The 14929-nt window shown below is 66.3% G+C and carries 15 protein-coding genes; 7 read left to right on the top strand and 8 right to left on the bottom strand.

Features of this window, described 5'->3' with window-relative positions:
• Positions 1–37: 37 nt before the first annotated feature.
• The 7 genes from KUV49_RS09240 to KUV49_RS09210 form a co-directional block, all read right to left on the bottom strand.
• Positions 38–247, bottom strand: a complete 210-nt coding sequence (locus tag KUV49_RS09240) for a hypothetical protein (protein ID WP_222449689.1) — start codon at positions 245–247, stop codon at positions 38–40.
• A 373-nt stretch (positions 248–620) separates the two neighbouring features.
• Positions 621–980, bottom strand: coding sequence for a hypothetical protein (locus KUV49_RS09235; RefSeq protein WP_222449688.1), 360 nt, complete (start codon positions 978–980; stop codon positions 621–623).
• A gap of 120 nt (positions 981–1100) precedes the next feature.
• Positions 1101–1247, bottom strand: coding sequence for a hypothetical protein (locus KUV49_RS09230; protein WP_222449687.1), 147 nt, complete (start codon positions 1245–1247; stop codon positions 1101–1103).
• Positions 1248–1461: 214 nt separating this feature from the next.
• Positions 1462–1866, bottom strand: a complete 405-nt coding sequence (locus KUV49_RS09225) for a DUF6497 family protein (protein WP_222449686.1) — start codon at positions 1864–1866, stop codon at positions 1462–1464.
• A complete protein-coding gene (locus tag KUV49_RS09220) occupies positions 1863–2195 on the bottom strand; it encodes a hypothetical protein (protein ID WP_222449685.1) in 333 nt (110 codons plus the stop codon). The genes KUV49_RS09225 and KUV49_RS09220 overlap by 4 nt, the downstream gene beginning before the upstream one ends.
• A gap of 72 nt (positions 2196–2267) precedes the next feature.
• Complete coding sequence (locus KUV49_RS09215) at positions 2268–3800, bottom strand: acyl-CoA carboxylase subunit beta (protein WP_152491917.1); 1533 nt, start codon at positions 3798–3800, stop codon at positions 2268–2270.
• A 196-nt stretch (positions 3801–3996) separates the two neighbouring features.
• A complete protein-coding gene (locus tag KUV49_RS09210) occupies positions 3997–4800 on the bottom strand; it encodes a hypothetical protein (protein WP_222545602.1) in 804 nt (267 codons plus the stop codon).
• 205 nt (positions 4801–5005) lie between these two features.
• On the opposite strand from KUV49_RS09210, the gene KUV49_RS09205 reads away from it, so the two are divergent.
• Both KUV49_RS09205 and KUV49_RS09200 read left to right on the top strand, forming a co-directional pair.
• Entirely contained in the window at positions 5006–6220 is a 1215-nt protein-coding gene (locus tag KUV49_RS09205; RefSeq protein WP_222449683.1) for a multidrug effflux MFS transporter, read from the top strand.
• Between the two features lie 71 nt (positions 6221–6291).
• Entirely contained in the window at positions 6292–7692 is a 1401-nt protein-coding gene (locus KUV49_RS09200; RefSeq protein WP_222449682.1) for a short-chain fatty acyl-CoA regulator family protein, read from the top strand.
• Positions 7693–8114: 422 nt separating this feature from the next.
• On the opposite strand, the gene KUV49_RS09195 is transcribed toward KUV49_RS09200, so the two are convergent.
• Positions 8115–9671: an ABC transporter substrate-binding protein gene (locus KUV49_RS09195; RefSeq protein ID WP_222449681.1), complete on the bottom strand. Its 1557-nt coding sequence runs from the start codon at positions 9669–9671 to the stop codon at positions 8115–8117.
• A 300-nt stretch (positions 9672–9971) separates the two neighbouring features.
• Between KUV49_RS09195 and betI the strand changes: the two genes are divergently transcribed.
• From betI to KUV49_RS09170, 5 genes are all read left to right on the top strand, one after another.
• Positions 9972–10562: a transcriptional regulator BetI gene (betI, locus tag KUV49_RS09190; RefSeq protein WP_222449680.1), complete on the top strand. Its 591-nt coding sequence runs from the start codon at positions 9972–9974 to the stop codon at positions 10560–10562.
• Positions 10559–12073, top strand: coding sequence for a choline-sulfatase (betC, locus tag KUV49_RS09185; RefSeq protein ID WP_222449679.1), 1515 nt, complete (start codon positions 10559–10561; stop codon positions 12071–12073). The genes betI and betC overlap by 4 nt, the downstream gene beginning before the upstream one ends.
• On the top strand, positions 12073–12720 hold the full coding sequence (locus KUV49_RS09180) for a glutathione S-transferase family protein (RefSeq protein ID WP_222449678.1): 648 nt from the start codon (positions 12073–12075) through the stop codon (positions 12718–12720). Before betC ends, KUV49_RS09180 begins: the two co-directional genes overlap by 1 nt.
• 160 nt (positions 12721–12880) lie before the next feature.
• Positions 12881–14536: a choline dehydrogenase gene (gene betA / locus KUV49_RS09175; protein ID WP_222449677.1), complete on the top strand. Its 1656-nt coding sequence runs from the start codon at positions 12881–12883 to the stop codon at positions 14534–14536.
• 91 nt (positions 14537–14627) lie between these two features.
• The gene (locus tag KUV49_RS09170; RefSeq protein ID WP_222449676.1) at positions 14628–14864 is read left to right on the top strand and encodes a YdcH family protein; all 237 of its coding nucleotides are present in this window, start codon (positions 14628–14630) and stop codon (positions 14862–14864) included.
• Positions 14865–14929: the final 65 nt, after the last annotated feature.

Raw genomic sequence — 14929 nt, 5'->3', positions numbered from 1 at the left:
CAGGTTGAACCGCCCGGTGACGGGCGCGAAATTCAGGCTACAGGCATTTTTCCGGGTAGACCTGGCAGAACGCCACGTTGCCCGCGGCCCCCACCGCCGCCCCGGTAAGCAGCGATCCTCCCACGACGGCCGCCGCGCCGGTGCCCGCGGCCCCGCCGAACAGCGCCTGTTCCGGCACGGTGTCGCCGCAGGCCGCCAGGAAAACCGGAAGGCACAGGAAGAAAGGAAGGGATCTACGGAACTGCATCGGATGTCGCCTCGCGCTTCTTGATTTGAATTGCGCTCACTCAATGCCAAGTGCGCGGCGGAATCAAAGCCCGTGTTCAGGCGCCGGGCGATTTGGGCGCAACCTTGCCTATCCGCGTAAGACTTTGACTCGCGCGTAAAAAAGGGCGGCCTCTGCAACAATGCATAAGGCCGCCCATCAGGGGAAGGGTAACGGTTTAGACGGTATGTCTCGGCCCATTGGGGGAAGGCCGCCACTACGAGAGTGACCGTGCACGCAATCTGACATTGCGCCAACCCCCAAGTCTCATCCTCCAGATGATCGGCTGCAATTCGCGTGAATCCGCGGGTCGTCGGCAAAAACGTGCCCAAATAAAGGACCGGAGCTGCGCCAATCATGCCGGCCCTCCCTCCTCGAACGCATCCGGAAAGGCGCGCCTTGCCGCCGCCACGTCCAGCACCAGCAGCGCTTCGTAGCTTTCCGAATCGAACGGGTCCTCGGCCGGCAGCACTTCGCGGCCGTAAAGCCAGCTCAGCCGCCCGACATCCAGGTTGCCCCGCTCGAAGGGCTGATCGCCGAACGCCTCCCACAGGGCGCGGACAAAGGCGGTGTCGGCGCGCTTGTCGGCCGGACGCCGGTCGCGATAGCGCTCGCGCCGCACGATGGCGGTGGCGCCCTTGGGGTTGGCGCGGCGAATGGTGAACTGGAAATCGCTGCCGGGCAGACGCCCCGGAAAGCCGCGGTGCTTGATCATGACCCGCCTCCGCAACCGCGCAGGGACCGCCGGGTCTCGCCTTGGATCAGAACAGGGCCGATCAGGACAGGGGGGATCAGGACAGGCCCGAGGGCCTGCCCCTGTCGTGCGTTCGGGTGCTTACTTGAGCTTGCCGGTGTAGGTCGGCTCGGTCGAGATCGGCTCCGGATCGACCACGACGAATTCTTCTTCTTGCTGCTGCTGACCGCAGGCTGCCACGATGGCAACCAGACCAACCGCGAGGATGCTCTTGATGCTGTTCGACATGTTTGTCTCCTGTCTCTGTACTCCAGCACATGGCGCGCCAAACGCCCCATCTGCCCCTCGTTCGAGGAATGGGTCACGGATATGTAACCAAGTGTGACAATAGCGGAATCCGTCAACGTTTCATATCTGCCCGGCGCGATCCCGCCTGCCTGTGTCTGGAAAGCCTCAAACCCGCGCGGGGCTGCGCTTTGATCCGCAACATGTTGTGTATTCATCAGAACAGCTCCAAGATACAGGTTGCGTCCTTGACCGAGAAACTCTCGAAAATCTGCGTCACATCGGGGTCGAACCGGCCGAATTCCGACGGCCTGTCGGCCACCGAGATCACCACCCTGTCGGGCGGGCCTTCCCCCGGCGCCAGGCGTGGCAGGGCATAGTCGTTGCACAGGAATTCCAGGTCCGCGGTCTGCACCTCGAAATCCTCGGTGCCGGTGAAATCCTCCGCCACGAAGCGGAACCGCACCGTCATGCCCATCGCCGCCTCGCCGGTGATCGTCTCCTGCAATTCCGCCTCCAGCCCCGATGGCAGGACAAGACGCTCCTCCTCTTGCGCCTCGCCCTGCTCTGGGGCGGCCAGCGCCATCAGCGCGGCCAGCGTCCCTGCCAACACCCCCTTCATCGCGCCCACCTCGTCCAGCGCGCGACATGGCGCGGATCGGCCAGGAGCCCCGCGACGGCATCCTCCAGCCGGGCGCGGTCATGCCGCCCCTCGACCTGCCCGCCCGCGGTCACGGTGACGCCATCCCCGGCCTCCACGACCCTGACGACCGGCGCAAAGCCCCGCACGTTTTTCAAGGCGCGCCACAGGTCCTGCCGCACCTGCTGCGCCAGCGCCAGCTTGCGCAGCGGGCCAAAGCGCGCCTCGGCGCTCACGTCGAACCGCACCGGCACCCGCCGCGCCACGGTCACCGCGCCTTTTTCGCGCAGGATATGAAAGCCCCGGCTCATCTCAATTCGCACCTTCGACCAATCTCGTAGGGCGGGGTTCACCCCGCCGCCCGTGGCGGGATAAATCCCGCCCTACAACGGAATATTGTCGTGCTTCTTCCACGGCAGCTTGCGCTTCTTGTTGCGCAGCGCCGCAAAGGCCCGGCTCACCCGCTTGCGCGTGCTGCGCGGCTGGATCACCTCGTCGATGAACCCGCGTTCGGCCGCCACGAAGGGGTTGGCGAACCGCTCCTCGTAATCCGCCGTGTGCTTGGCGATCTTCTCGTCATCGCCCAGGTCGCCCCGGTGGATGATCTCGGTCGCGCCCTTGGCGCCCATCACCGCGATCTCGGACGTGGGCCAGGCATAGTTGATGTCTCCCCGCAGATGCTTGGAACTCATCACCACATACGCCCCGCCATAGGCCTTGCGCGTGATCACCGTCACCTTCGGCACCGTCGCCTCGCCATAGGCAAAGAGCAGCTTCGCGCCGTGCTTGATGACGCCATTATGCTCCTGGCTGGTGCCGGGCAGGAACCCGGGCACGTCGACGAAGGTCAGGATCGGGATCTCGAAACAGTCGCAGAACCGCACGAACCTTGCCGCCTTGCGCGACGAGTCGATGTCCAGGCACCCGGCCAGCACCATCGGCTGGTTCGCCACCACGCCCACCGTGCGGCCCTCGAGGCGAATGAACCCCGTGACCATGTTCTTGGCGAAATCCTCCTGGATCTCGTAGAAATCGCCCTCGTCGGCGACCTTCACGATCAACTCCTTCATGTCGTAGGGCATGTTGGGGTTGTCCGGGATCAGCGTATCCAGGCTCGTCTCGGCGCGATCCGGGTCGTCGAAGAACGGACGCACCGGCACCGGCTCGCGGTTGTTTAAGGGAAGGAAATCCACCAGCCGCCGCACCTCGGCCATCGCCTCCACGTCGTTCTCGAAGGCCGCATCGGCGACCGAGGACTTTTTCGTGTGGGTCGACGCCCCGCCCAGCTCCTCCGCCGTCACCTGCTCGTTGGTCACGGTCTTCACCACGTCGGGGCCGGTCACGAACATGTAGGAGCTGTCGCGCACCATGAAGATGAAGTCGGTCATCGCCGGCGAATAGACCGCGCCACCTGCGCAGGGCCCGGTGATGACGCTGATCTGCGGCACCACGCCCGACGCCTCGATATTGCGCTGAAAGACCTCGCCATACCCCGCCAGCGAGTCCACGCCTTCCTGGATCCGCGCGCCGCCACTGTCGTTGATGCCGATCACCGGCGCGCCGTTCTGCATCGCCATGTCCATGATCTTGCAGATCTTCATCGCGTGGGTATGCGACACCGACCCGCCCAGCACGGTGAAATCCTGGCTGAAGACATAGACCTGCCGACCGTTGATGGTGCCCCAGCCGGTCACCACGCCATCGCCATAGGGCCGGTTCTTTTCCATCCCGAAATCGGTACAGCGATGGGCCACGAACATGTCGAACTCTTCGAAACTGTCCTCGTCCAGCAAGAGGTCGATCCGCTCCCGCGCGGTCAGCTTGCCTTTCTCGTGCTGCGCGTCGATCCGCTTCTGTCCGCCGCCCAGCCGCGCGTTGCCGCGGCGCGTGTCCAGTTCCTGAAGGATATCTTTCATCGAGGCCCCCTTGATTTGCTGGCGCGACCCTACCGGCTGCGCGCACCCCATCCAAGAGGATTTCCGCAAATTTGCCAAATCCCGCGAAGCGCTGCCTGCTAACTTGCAAAACTGCAAACCGCCCGCTCCGCCAGCACCCTGCCGGGCATCCCTCCCGTCGCGATGCACGGCCCCTGTCGCTCGCACGGCACGCCGATCACTTGGTATAGCCGCCCTCGCCGAATGCCGCCGGATCGAGAATGGCAAGACAGGCATAGTCACTGTCATACACGCCCAGTTTCTGGCAGACGTGCCGTGACACCACGTTGTCGGACCGCACCCCGGTATAGAATTCCCCGACACCGAATTGCGCGTGCATGCTGCACGCCGCCATCGCCCCCAGGTAAAGCGACAGGCCCTGGCCGCGGTCTTCTGCGCGCGTCGCAAGCATGCCCCACCACGCGGCCTGTCCAAAGCGGCTGTCGGAATGATTGCGCATGCAGGCCCCCGCGCAGGCCGCAACACCTCCGTCGGGGGCTTCGAGGCAGAAATAAGCCGCCTTGCGCAACTGCCCGAACAGAACGGGCGTCATGGGTGGCAACACACCACAGGCCGATGCGGTCTGCTCAAGCGCGTCGAGAATGGACGCCGGCGTCTCCGGTCCGATCCGGTGCAAACGGTACTGCTCCGGCACGGCGAATCCCTCAAGGAAGTCCGCGCAACGGGACAAACAGTCATGCCCTCCCATGAACTGGTCCCATCTGTCATTCGCCAGACCCAGGCGCGCATAGTCCTCGGCATATCGCGCTTCGCGGGATTTCGGAACATAGTGGTTGACCGTGGCCCCCTGCAGCCAGGCCAGCGCGGCCACCTTGCGGGTCTCGCCAAACTCGGGCGCGTCGATCCCCCACATACGGCCTTCGGTGCCGAAGTCAGGATCGTCCTTCAGCAAGAAAGAAAGCTGAAAGGCCACCTCTTGCATGCGCCTCTGCGCATCCGTCCCGAAATATCTTGGGAACATGAAATACCTGCCCCGATCAAATACCCTTGGGGACATGCTGCTCCGGCGACGCGCGTTTTTCAAGGCTCCGCACCGCGCCCGCCTTTCAGCCGGGCTTCGGAGATCCAGCGCAAACGTGCCGGCCCCGGCCGCCCGTTCCCGTAAATCACCCGGCGGACTCCGCCCCATCTGGACATCCCCCGCACTCCGGGATAGCGCCTTTGCCATGCCCACCGTCCGCTTCCTCGACCGCACGACTCCGCCGCACATCTTCACCCTGATCGTGCTGGCCGGGATCTCGACACTGGCGCTCAACATCTTCCTGCCGTCCCTGCCCGGCATGACCGCCTATTTCGAGACGGACTACGGCGTGATGCAGCTCGCCGTGGCGGGCTATCTCGGCATCAACGCCATCCTGCAACTGCTGATCGGCCCGATCTCCGACCGGGTCGGGCGCCGCCCGGTCATCCTCGGCGGGCTGGTGATCTTCCTGCTGGCCACCCTGGGCTGCCTGATGTCCACGAATATCTGGGTCTTCCTGATCTTCCGCATGTTCCAGGGCGGCATCGTCGCCGCGATGGTCCTGTCGCGCGCCGTGGTGCGAGACATGGTGCCCGCCGACCGGGCCGCCTCGATGATCGGCTACGTCACCATGGGCATGTCCGTCGTGCCGATGATCGGCCCGGCCATCGGCGGGATGCTCGACGCCGCCTTCGGCTGGCACGGCAGTTTCTGGGCGCTCTTCGCCATGGGCGCGGCCGTGCTCTGGCTGGTCTGGACCGACCTTGGGGAGACCGCCCCGCTTGAAGGCCGCACCTTCGGCGACCAGTTCGCCGAGTACCCCGAGCTTTTCACCTCCTACCGCTTCTGGGGTTATGCGCTGGCCGCCGCGCTCTCCTCGGGGGCGTTCTTCGCCTATCTCGGCGGCGCGCCCTTCGTGGGCACACGGGTCTTCGGGCTCACCCCGTCCCAGCTTGGCCTCTTCTTCGGCGCGCCCGCCGTGGGCTATTTCACCGGCAATTTCCTGTCGGGCCGCTTCTCCACCCGGATCGGCATCAACCGAATGGTGTTCTACGGCTCGGTGGCCAACGCCATCGGCCACGCCGTCAACCTCGCCACGCTCTATGCCGGGGTCAGCACGCCCTACACGTTCTTCGGCCTGATGACGCTGATGGGCCTGGGCAACGGCATGACCATTCCCAACGCCACCGCCGGCGCACTGTCCGTGCGCCCCAGCCTCGCCGGCACCGCCAGCGGCCTCGCGGGCTTCCTGATGATCGGCGGCGGTGCGGGCCTGTCGGCGCTGGCCGGTGCCCTGCTCGGCCCCGGTACCGGGGCCTTCCCGCTGGTGTGGCTTATGCTGCTGACGGCCCTCGGCGGCATTCTCGCCATTTCACTGGTCATCCTGCGCGAACGTCAGGTCGGCGTGCCCTCGATGTGAACACCGTGCTTGCGCACACCGCTTTGCAAATCTAAACCTGCGCCTACGCAAACCTGCAAAGCGAGCCGCCCATGGCCACCCAGAAACTCTATGCCGGCGCCAAGCTGCGCGAAACCCGCCAGCGCCTCGCCCTGACGCAAAAGGATTTCGCCGCCAAGCTCGGCGTCTCCCTGCCCTACCTGAACCAGATGGAGAACAACAACCGGCCCGTCTCCACCACGGTCATCCTCGCCCTGGCACAGGAATTCGGCTTCGACGTCACCGAACTGGCCACAGGCGACGCCGAACGCCTGGTGACCGACATGCGCGAGGCGCTGGCCGACGCCGTCTTCGCCGACGACATCCCCGGCCTCAGCGACCTGCGCCTGACCGCCTCCAACGCCCCCGCCATGGCCCGCGCCTTTCTCGAACTGCACCGCGCCTACCGCGACACCCACGAACGCCTCGCCTCGCTGGACGAGGCTTTGGGCCGAGAGGACGCCCGCCCCCAGGCCTCCCCCTGGGACGAGGTGCGCGACTTCTTCCATTATTGCGACAACTACATCGACGCCGTCGACCGCGCCGCCGAACATTTCGCCGGCCCCGCCTCCGGCCCCCGCCGCATCACCGACCTGGCCGAGGCCCGGCTCGACGCGCTCGGCATCAAGGTGGTGGACAGCGACGACGCGCGCCTGCGCCACTACGACCGCGACGCGCGAATCCTCTATCTCTCGAACCACGCCGAACCCGAGACGCGCCGCTTTCAGCTCCTCCTGCAAGTGGCCCTGCTGACACAGGAAAAGCTGATCGAGGCCACGCTCGACCTCGCCCGGTTCCAGTCCCCGGCGGCGCGCGACATCGCCAAGATCGGGCTGGCGAACTACTTCGCCGGGGCGGCGCTCATGCCCTACACCGCCTTCCTGCAGGCGGCGCAGGAGCATCGCCACGACCTCGAACGCCTCGCCACCCGCTTCGGTGCCTCCATCGAGCAGGTCTGCCACCGGCTCTCGACCCTGCAACGCCCCGGCGCCAAGGGCGTGCCCTTCTTCTTCGTCCGCGTCGACCAGGCCGGCACGATCACCAAGCGCCACTCCGCCACCCGCCTGCAATTCGCCCGCTTCGGCGGGGCGTGTCCCCTCTGGAACGTCCACCGCGCGTTCGAGACACCGGGCCGCTTCCTGCGCCAGCTGGCCGAAACTCCCGACGGCGTGCGCTACATCTCGCTGGCCCGCGACGTCTCCAAACGCGGCGGGCATTTCGGCGCGCCCGTCCGCCGCTTCGCCATCGCGCTCGGCTGCGAGGTGAAGCACGCCGACGCCCTGGTCTATGCCGACGACCTCGACCTGACGCTCTCGCAGGCCTTCGAGCCCATCGGCATCTCCTGCCGCATCTGCGAGCGCACCCAGTGCCACCAGCGCTCGGTCCCGCCGCTGGAACGCCGGTTGCAAGTCACGCCCGACGAACGCGGCGTCCTGCCCTACAAGGTGGGGTGAGGCGCGACGTCCTTGCGCCACGTCATCCCGGACTTGATCCGGGATCTCCTGGTCGCAGAGATCCCCGGGTCAAGCCCGAGGATGACGTCCGACATCGCCGCGCGAGCGCCCGCTGACCGAAAGGCGATTGCCTGCAATCGCCGAAAGGGGGACCGCCCGTCACGCCGCAGGCGTGCCGACTATCAACGGCGCACCTCTGGTGCGACGGGCTGGGATTGGCTGGCGTGAGCGCTTCGATTGGAAGTCTCGCGGCTGTGGTTGCCATAAAGTGCCCTGAACACGCGTCAGGTCGCCACCCCGCGGTCTGGCAATCGCGCGGCCCCGTAGGGTGGGTTTCCAACCCACCTCCACCTCCCCCCGAACAAAAGAAAAACCCCCGGCCAAACCGGGGGTCCTCCAAGTCTCACGAATAAACCCGGAAATCAGGCCATCCACCAGCGCTCCATCCAGCGCTCGCCGTCCATCTCCCAGTTCGACGCCATCTCGCCATGGGCAACCTTCTCGCCCACCGCGAAGACGTAGTTGGCGAACATCGGGATCACGACGCCGCCCTGGTTGGCCACCAGGTCCTGCATCTCGTAATACATCTCCCGGCGCTTGTCCTCGTCCAGCTCGGCGCGGGCCTTGACCAACAGCTCCTCGAAGCGGTCATTGCACCAGAAGCTGTCGTTCCATGCCGCCCCGCACTGGTAGGCGGTGGCGAACATCTGGTCCTCGACCGGACGACCGCCCCAGTAGACGGCGGTGAAGGGCTTCTTCATCCACACGTCCGACCAGTAGCCATCCTTCGGCTCGCGCACCACGTTGATGTTGATGCCCGCCTCCTTGGCCGACGCCTGGTAGAGGATCGCCGCATCCACCGCGCCGCCGAACGCCGCATCCGACGCCGACAGGTTGATGTCGATGCTGTCCATCCCGGCTTCCTTCAGGTGGAATTTCGCCTTGTCGGGATCATAGGTCTTCTGCTCCAGCTCGGAGTTGTAGAAGCGCTGCCCCTCGCCGATCGGATGGTCGTTGCCGACCGTGCCGTAGCCGAACAGGATCTTCTCGACCATTTCCTCGCGGTTGATGCCCCATTTCAGGGCCTGCCGGATGTTGTTGTCGGTATAGGGATCGGTATTCGTCGACATCGCGAAGGTATAGTGCTGCGTCCCCGCCACCGATTCGATGGTCACACCGGGGTTGCGGCCCAGCAGGTTCGCGGCCTTCAGGTCGACCCGGTCGATCGCCTGCACGTCGCCCGACACCAGCGCGGTCGTGCGCGCGTTCTGGTCCACCACGCACAGCATCTCGACCGTGTCGAACCACGCCACGTCGTCGCGCCAGTGGTTCGGGTTGCGCTCGAACTGGCTGCTGACCCCGGCATTGAAGTTCTTCAGGACATAGCTGCCGCAGCCATTGCCCGACTGCCAGTCGATGCCGTCCTCCGTCGCGGGGCAGACCACCAGGTGATAGTCCGACAGAATGAACGGAAAGTCGGCATTGCCGCCATCCAGCGTGAACACCACCGTGTCCTCGCCCTCGGCCTTGACGTCGGTGATCGGCGCCACGATCGGCCCCGCGGCGGAGGTCGAATCCTCGCCCCGGTGGTGATTGATCGACGCCACCACGTCCTCGACGGTCACCGGCTTGCCGTCATGGAACGTCACGCCCTGGCGGATCTTGAAGCGCCATTCGCTGGCATCCTCGGACGCTTCCCAGCTTTCGGCCAGTTCCGGCACCAGCGACCCGTCGGTGGCCACCTCGGTCAGACGCCCGTGAATGCCGAAGCCCAGCGCCAGCATATAGCCGTTCTCCCACTGGCCCGGGTCCAGCGTGTCCGTCGTCTGGCCGTGGCCTTTCGCGACGCGCAGGTCGCCGCCGCGCTTCGGCGTGCTCTGGGCAAAGGACGCCCCCGGCAGGCTCGCCGCGACACCCGCCGCGACAGTGGTTTTCAGGAATCCGCGGCGGTCCAGAAGTCCGCCCTTGATCAATGACATGTCATGTTCTCCCTTGTTGACACGATACTGCAGTAAGTCCTGCGCATGACGCGCGTATGTCCCGGGCCGCGCGGTCTCGCGCTGGCGGCACCGTCCTCGGGGCTGCGCTGCGGTCCCCCCGCATGGCCCCGAAACGACATTACGTCGACCTTAGACGCCACGTGCGGCCACGTGCAACGCGAAAGCTCCCAACGTCTCATCCTCGGTCCCCATCCCCTGTTGACGCAAACAATACGTTTATTGATTGACGAGTCAATTAAAACTCAATACCGCATGGGGTCGTCAGTCACGGAGGACCAATTGCCCAAGATCGGAATGGAACCGATTCGCCGCTCGGCGTTGGTCGAGGCCACGATCCACGAGATCGGCGCGCGCGGCTCGCTCGACGTGACCGTCAGCCAGATCGCCCGCCGCGCCGGCGTGTCCTCGGCGCTGGCGCATCACTATTTCGGCTCCAAGGAACAGATCTTCGCCGCCGCCATGCGCCATATCCTCACCCTCTACGGGGCCGAGGTGCGCGGCGCGCTCATCATGGCCAAAACGCCCCGCCAGCGGCTCGAGGCGATCGTCCGCGCCAGCTTCGCGCCCGGCCAGTTCCGCGACGAGATGATCGCCGCCTGGCTCAACTTCTACGTCCAGGCCCAGAAATCCGACGCGGCGCGGCGCCTTCTGCATGTCTACCAGCGCCGCCTGCGCTCCAACCTCTTTCATGCCTTCCGCCGGCTTGCCCCGGCGGACGAGGCCCGCATCCTCACACGCGGTCTGGCCGCGATGATCGACGGCCTTTATATCCGGCAGGCGCTGCACAGCGCACCGCTCTCGGGCGAAACCGCCATCGGTGTGCTGTTGCACTACATCGACACCTCACTCCCGGAAGGCGCCCCCACATGACACGTCCCAATATCCTCATCTTCATGGTCGACCAGCTGAACGGAAAGCTCTTCCCCGACGGCCCCGCCGACTGGCTCCACGCGCCCAACCTCAAGGCGCTGGCCGAACGGTCTACCCGCTTTCAAAACGCCTACACCGCCTCGCCGCTCTGCGCGCCCGGCCGCGCCAGCTACATGTCCGGCCTCCTGCCCTCGCGCTCCCGCGTCTACGACAACGCCGCCGAGTTCTCCGCCGACATCCCCACCTATGCGCATCACCTGCGCCGCGCCGGCTACCAGACCTGCCTCTCGGGCAAGATGCATTTCGTCGGCCCCGACCAGCTCCACGGCTTCGAGGAACGCCTCACGACCGACATCTACCCCGCCGATTTCGGCTGGACGCCCGATTACCGCAAACCGGGCGAACGCATCGACTGGTGGTATCACAACATGGGCTCGGTCACCGGCTCCGGCGTGGCCGAGATTTCCAACCAGATGGAATACGACGATGAGGTCGCCTACCACGCCACCCGCAAGGTCTACGACTACGGGCGCGGCAAGGACGACCGCCCGTGGTGCCTCACCGTCAGTTTCACCCACCCGCACGACCCTTACGTCGCCCGCAAGAAATACTGGGACCTCTACGAGGGCTGCGAACACCTGCTGCCCGAAGTCCCCGCGATGGACTACGGCGACCACGACCCCCATTCGCAGCGCATTTTCGATGCCAACGACTGGCGCAGCTTCACCATCACCGAAGAGGACATCCGCCGCTCCCGCCGTGCCTATTTCGCCAACATCTCCTATCTCGACGACAAGATCGGTGAGGTGATGGAGGCCCTGCGCGGCACCCGCCAGGAAGACGACACCATCATCCTCTTCGTCTCCGACCACGGCGACATGCTGGGCGAGCGCGGCCTGTGGTTCAAGATGTCCTTCTTCGAGGGCTCCTCCCGCGTGCCCCTGATGATCTCGGCACCTGATATGAAACCCGGCCTCGTCACCGAGCCGGTCAGCAATATCGACGTCTGCCCCACGCTCTGCGACCTCGCCGGGGTGGACATGTCCGAGGTCATGCCCTGGGTCGCCGGAGAAAGCCTCGTGCCCTCGGGCCAGGGCGCGACCCGCAAAAGCCCCGTCGCCATGGAATACGCCGCCGAGGCGTCCTATTCGCCGCTGGTCTGCCTGCGCCACGAGCACTGGAAATACACCAACTGCGCCCTCGACCCCGAACAGCTCTTCGACCTCGACGCCGACCCGCTGGAACTCACCAACCTGGCCGAGGACCCCGCCCACAAATCCACACTGGAGCGCTTCCGCGTCGAGGCCGCCGCCCGCTGGGATCTCGAGGCGTTCGACGCCCAGGTCCGCGAAAGCCAGGCCCGCCGCTGGGTCGTCTACGAGGCGCTGCGCCAGGGCGGCTACTACCCGTGGGACTACCAGCCCCTGCAAAAGGCCTCCGAGCGCTACATGCGCAACCACATGGACCTCAACGTGGTCGAGGACAACGCCCGCTACCCGAGGGGCGAATGATGCTTACCGTCTATGGCCGCGCCACCTCCTCCAACGTGCAACTGGTCATGTGGACCCTCGCCGAGCTCGGCCTCGACTGCGAGCGGCTCGACTACGGCCACGCCCATGGCGGCCTCGACACGCCTGAATTCGGCGCCATGAACCCGCACCGCAAGGTCCCGGTCCTGCGCGACGGCGACCTCGTGGTCTGGGAAAGCACCGCCATCCTGCGCTACCTGGCATCCCGCTACGGTGACGGCGGCGCCTTCTGGCCCGCCGATCCCGCCGCCCGCGCCCCCGTCGACATGTGGGCCGAATGGGCCAAGACGACGCTGGCCGCGGGCTTCACCCATCCCATCTTCTGGCCCCGCGTCCGCACCCCCGCCGCCGAGCGCGACCAGGCCGCGCTCGAGGCCGCCATAACCGCCTTCGACGGACACCTCGCGCGCCTCGCCGAGCAACTCTCCGACCACGATTACATCTGCGGCGACCACTTCACCGCCGCCGACATCGTCGCGGGCCACCTGCTCTACCGCTGGTTCACCATCGACGTCCCCCGCGCCGCCAACCCGACGGTCGAGGCCTATTACGACCGCCTCACCCGGCGCCCCGCCTACCGGACCCACGTCATGGTCCCCTACGACACCCTGCGGGCCGAGGGCGCCTGATGCCTTTTCCTCTGGCCATAAATATCCCGGGGGGAGCGTCGAAACACCGTTTCGACGTGGGGGGCAGCGCCCCCCTCCTTTCCCCAGCGGGCAGCGCCCCCCTCTTCTTCGCAGCGGGCAGCGCCCCCCTCCTCCGCCCACCATCCAAGCGAGGTCCCTGATGCAAGCCGATTACGTCATCGTCGGTGCCGGCAGCGCCGGCTGCGCCATGGCCTACCGCCTCTCCGAGGCGGGCCATTCCGTTCTGGTCATCGAACATGGCGGCACCGATGCCGGCCCCTTCATCCAGATGCCCGGCGCGCTCAGCTACCCGATGAACATGAAGATGTACGACTGGGGCTACCGCACCGAGCCCGAGCCACACCTGGGCAATCGCCGCCTCGCCGCCCCGCGCGGCAAGGTCATCGGCGGCTCCTCCTCGATCAACGGCATGGTCTACGTGCGCGGCCATGCCCGCGATTTCGACCACTGGCGCGACGAGGGCGCCACCGGCTGGGGCTATGCCGACGTCCTGCCCTATTACAAGCGCCTGGAAAACTGGACCGATGCCGGCCACGGCGGCGACCCCGACTGGCGCGGACACGATGGCCCCCTGCACGTGACGCGCGGCCAGATGGCCAACCCCCTCACCCGCGCCTTCATCGAGGCGGGTCGACAGGCGGGTTACCCGGTGACGCCCGACTATAACGGCGAACAGCAGGAAGGCTTCGCGCCCTTCGAGATGACCGTCCACAAGGGCCAGCGCTGGTCTGCCGCCAACGCCTACCTCAAGCCCGCGCTCAAGACCGGAAAATGCGACGTCATCCGCGGCCTCGCGGGCCGTGTGGTCTTCGAAGACGGCCGCGCCATCGGCGTCGAGGTCACCCGCAAGGGCCGTCAGGAAATCATCCGCGCGAATGCCGAGGTGATCCTCTCCGCCTCCGCCTTCAACTCGCCCAAGCTCCTGATGCTGTCGGGCATCGGCCCCGGCGCGCATCTCTCCGACCACGGCATCGACGTGATCGCCGACCGCCCCGGCGTCGGCGCGAACCTGCAGGACCACCTCGAAGTCTACGTCCAGATGGCCGCCTCCCAGCCGGTCAGCCTCTACAAGTACTGGAACCTGCCCGGCAAGGCCCTCGTCGGCCTCACCTGGCTTCTGGGGCGCACCGGCCCGGGTGCCTCGAACCAGTTCGAATCCTGCGGCTTCATCCGCTCCGCGGCGGGCGTCGACTATCCCGACCTGCAATTCCATTTCCTGCCCATCGCCGTGCGCTACGATGGCCAGGCGGCGGCCGAGGGCCACGGCTACCAGGCCCATGTCGGCCCCATGCGCTCCGAGAGCCGCGGGGCGGTCACGCTCAACTCTGCCGATCCCGCCGCGCCGCCGAAGATCTTCTTCAACTACATGAGCTGCGACAGCGACTGGCGCGACTTCCGCCGCGCCATCCGGCTCACGCGCGAGGTCTTCGCCCAGGACGCCTTCGCGCCGTTCTCCAAGCACGAGATCCAGCCCGGCGCGGACATGCAGTCCGACGACCAGCTCGACGATTTCATCCGCGAACACGCCGAAAGCGCCTATCACCCCTGCGGCACCTGCCGCATGGGCCGGGTGGACGACCCGCGCAGCGTGGTCGACCCGCAGGGCCGCGTGATCGGCGTCTCGGGCCTGCGCGTCGCCGACAGCTCGGTCTTCCCGCGCATCCCCAACGGCAACCTCAACGCCCCCTCGATCATGGTGGGCGAGAAGATGGCCGATCACGTCCTCGACCGCGCGCTTCCGGCGGACAACGCCCAGGCCTGGATTCACCCCGACTGGCAGACCGCGCAACGCTGACGGCCGCTCCGGTTTGATCCGCATCAAGGTGCGCGCCCCGGCGCGCGCCTAACCTCTCCTCCGACACGCGAACACCAAGGAGGACCCCCCGATGTCACACACCCCGCACGAGCTGCACGAAGACTTCCCCGACATGGCCGACCGCATAACGGCGCTGAAAAGCTCGGACGCGCATTTCGCCCGGCTGATGGACGACTATCACGCGGTCAACCGGCAGATCCACGCGGCGGAAACCAACGTGACCCCGGTCTCGCCCGCCGCCGAGACGGACATGCGCAAGCAACGCGCCCGGCTGAAGGACGAACTCTACACGTTGCTCACGGCCTGACACGCAATGATGGATCGCCCCTTGCCGCGCCGCCCGGTGCGGCAAGCCCGCCCCCCGCGAAAAGT

The organism is Roseovarius atlanticus (assembly GCF_019802205.1).
GTDB classification, from domain to species: Bacteria; Pseudomonadota; Alphaproteobacteria; order Rhodobacterales; family Rhodobacteraceae; genus Roseovarius; species Roseovarius atlanticus_A.
Note: the sequence above shows the minus strand (reverse complement) of the source record. Positions and strands in the feature narration are given on the sequence as shown.

Bases quoted from the DNA above. Each gene is read 5' to 3' on its own strand.
- KUV49_RS09240 (WP_222449689.1), bottom strand. From the start codon at position 247: ATGCAGTTCCGTAGATCCCTTCCTTTCTTCCTGTGCCTTCCGGTTTTC.
- KUV49_RS09235 (WP_222449688.1), bottom strand. From the start codon at position 980: ATGATCAAGCACCGCGGCTTTCCGGGGCGTCTGCCCGGCAGCGATTTC.
- KUV49_RS09230 (WP_222449687.1), bottom strand. From the start codon at position 1,247: ATGTCGAACAGCATCAAGAGCATCCTCGCGGTTGGTCTGGTTGCCATC.
- KUV49_RS09225 (WP_222449686.1), bottom strand. From the start codon at position 1,866: ATGAAGGGGGTGTTGGCAGGGACGCTGGCCGCGCTGATGGCGCTGGCC.
- KUV49_RS09220 (WP_222449685.1), bottom strand. From the start codon at position 2,195: ATGAGCCGGGGCTTTCATATCCTGCGCGAAAAAGGCGCGGTGACCGTG.
- KUV49_RS09215 (WP_152491917.1), bottom strand. From the start codon at position 3,800: ATGAAAGATATCCTTCAGGAACTGGACACGCGCCGCGGCAACGCGCGG.
- KUV49_RS09210 (WP_222545602.1), bottom strand. From the start codon at position 4,800: ATGTTCCCAAGATATTTCGGGACGGATGCGCAGAGGCGCATGCAAGAG.
- KUV49_RS09205 (WP_222449683.1), top strand. From the start codon at position 5,006: ATGCCCACCGTCCGCTTCCTCGACCGCACGACTCCGCCGCACATCTTC.
- KUV49_RS09200 (WP_222449682.1), top strand. From the start codon at position 6,292: ATGGCCACCCAGAAACTCTATGCCGGCGCCAAGCTGCGCGAAACCCGC.
- KUV49_RS09195 (WP_222449681.1), bottom strand. From the start codon at position 9,671: ATGTCATTGATCAAGGGCGGACTTCTGGACCGCCGCGGATTCCTGAAA.
- betC (WP_222449679.1), top strand. From the start codon at position 10,559: ATGACACGTCCCAATATCCTCATCTTCATGGTCGACCAGCTGAACGGA.
- KUV49_RS09180 (WP_222449678.1), top strand. From the start codon at position 12,073: ATGCTTACCGTCTATGGCCGCGCCACCTCCTCCAACGTGCAACTGGTC.
- betA (WP_222449677.1), top strand. From the start codon at position 12,881: ATGCAAGCCGATTACGTCATCGTCGGTGCCGGCAGCGCCGGCTGCGCC.
- KUV49_RS09170 (WP_222449676.1), top strand. From the start codon at position 14,628: ATGTCACACACCCCGCACGAGCTGCACGAAGACTTCCCCGACATGGCC.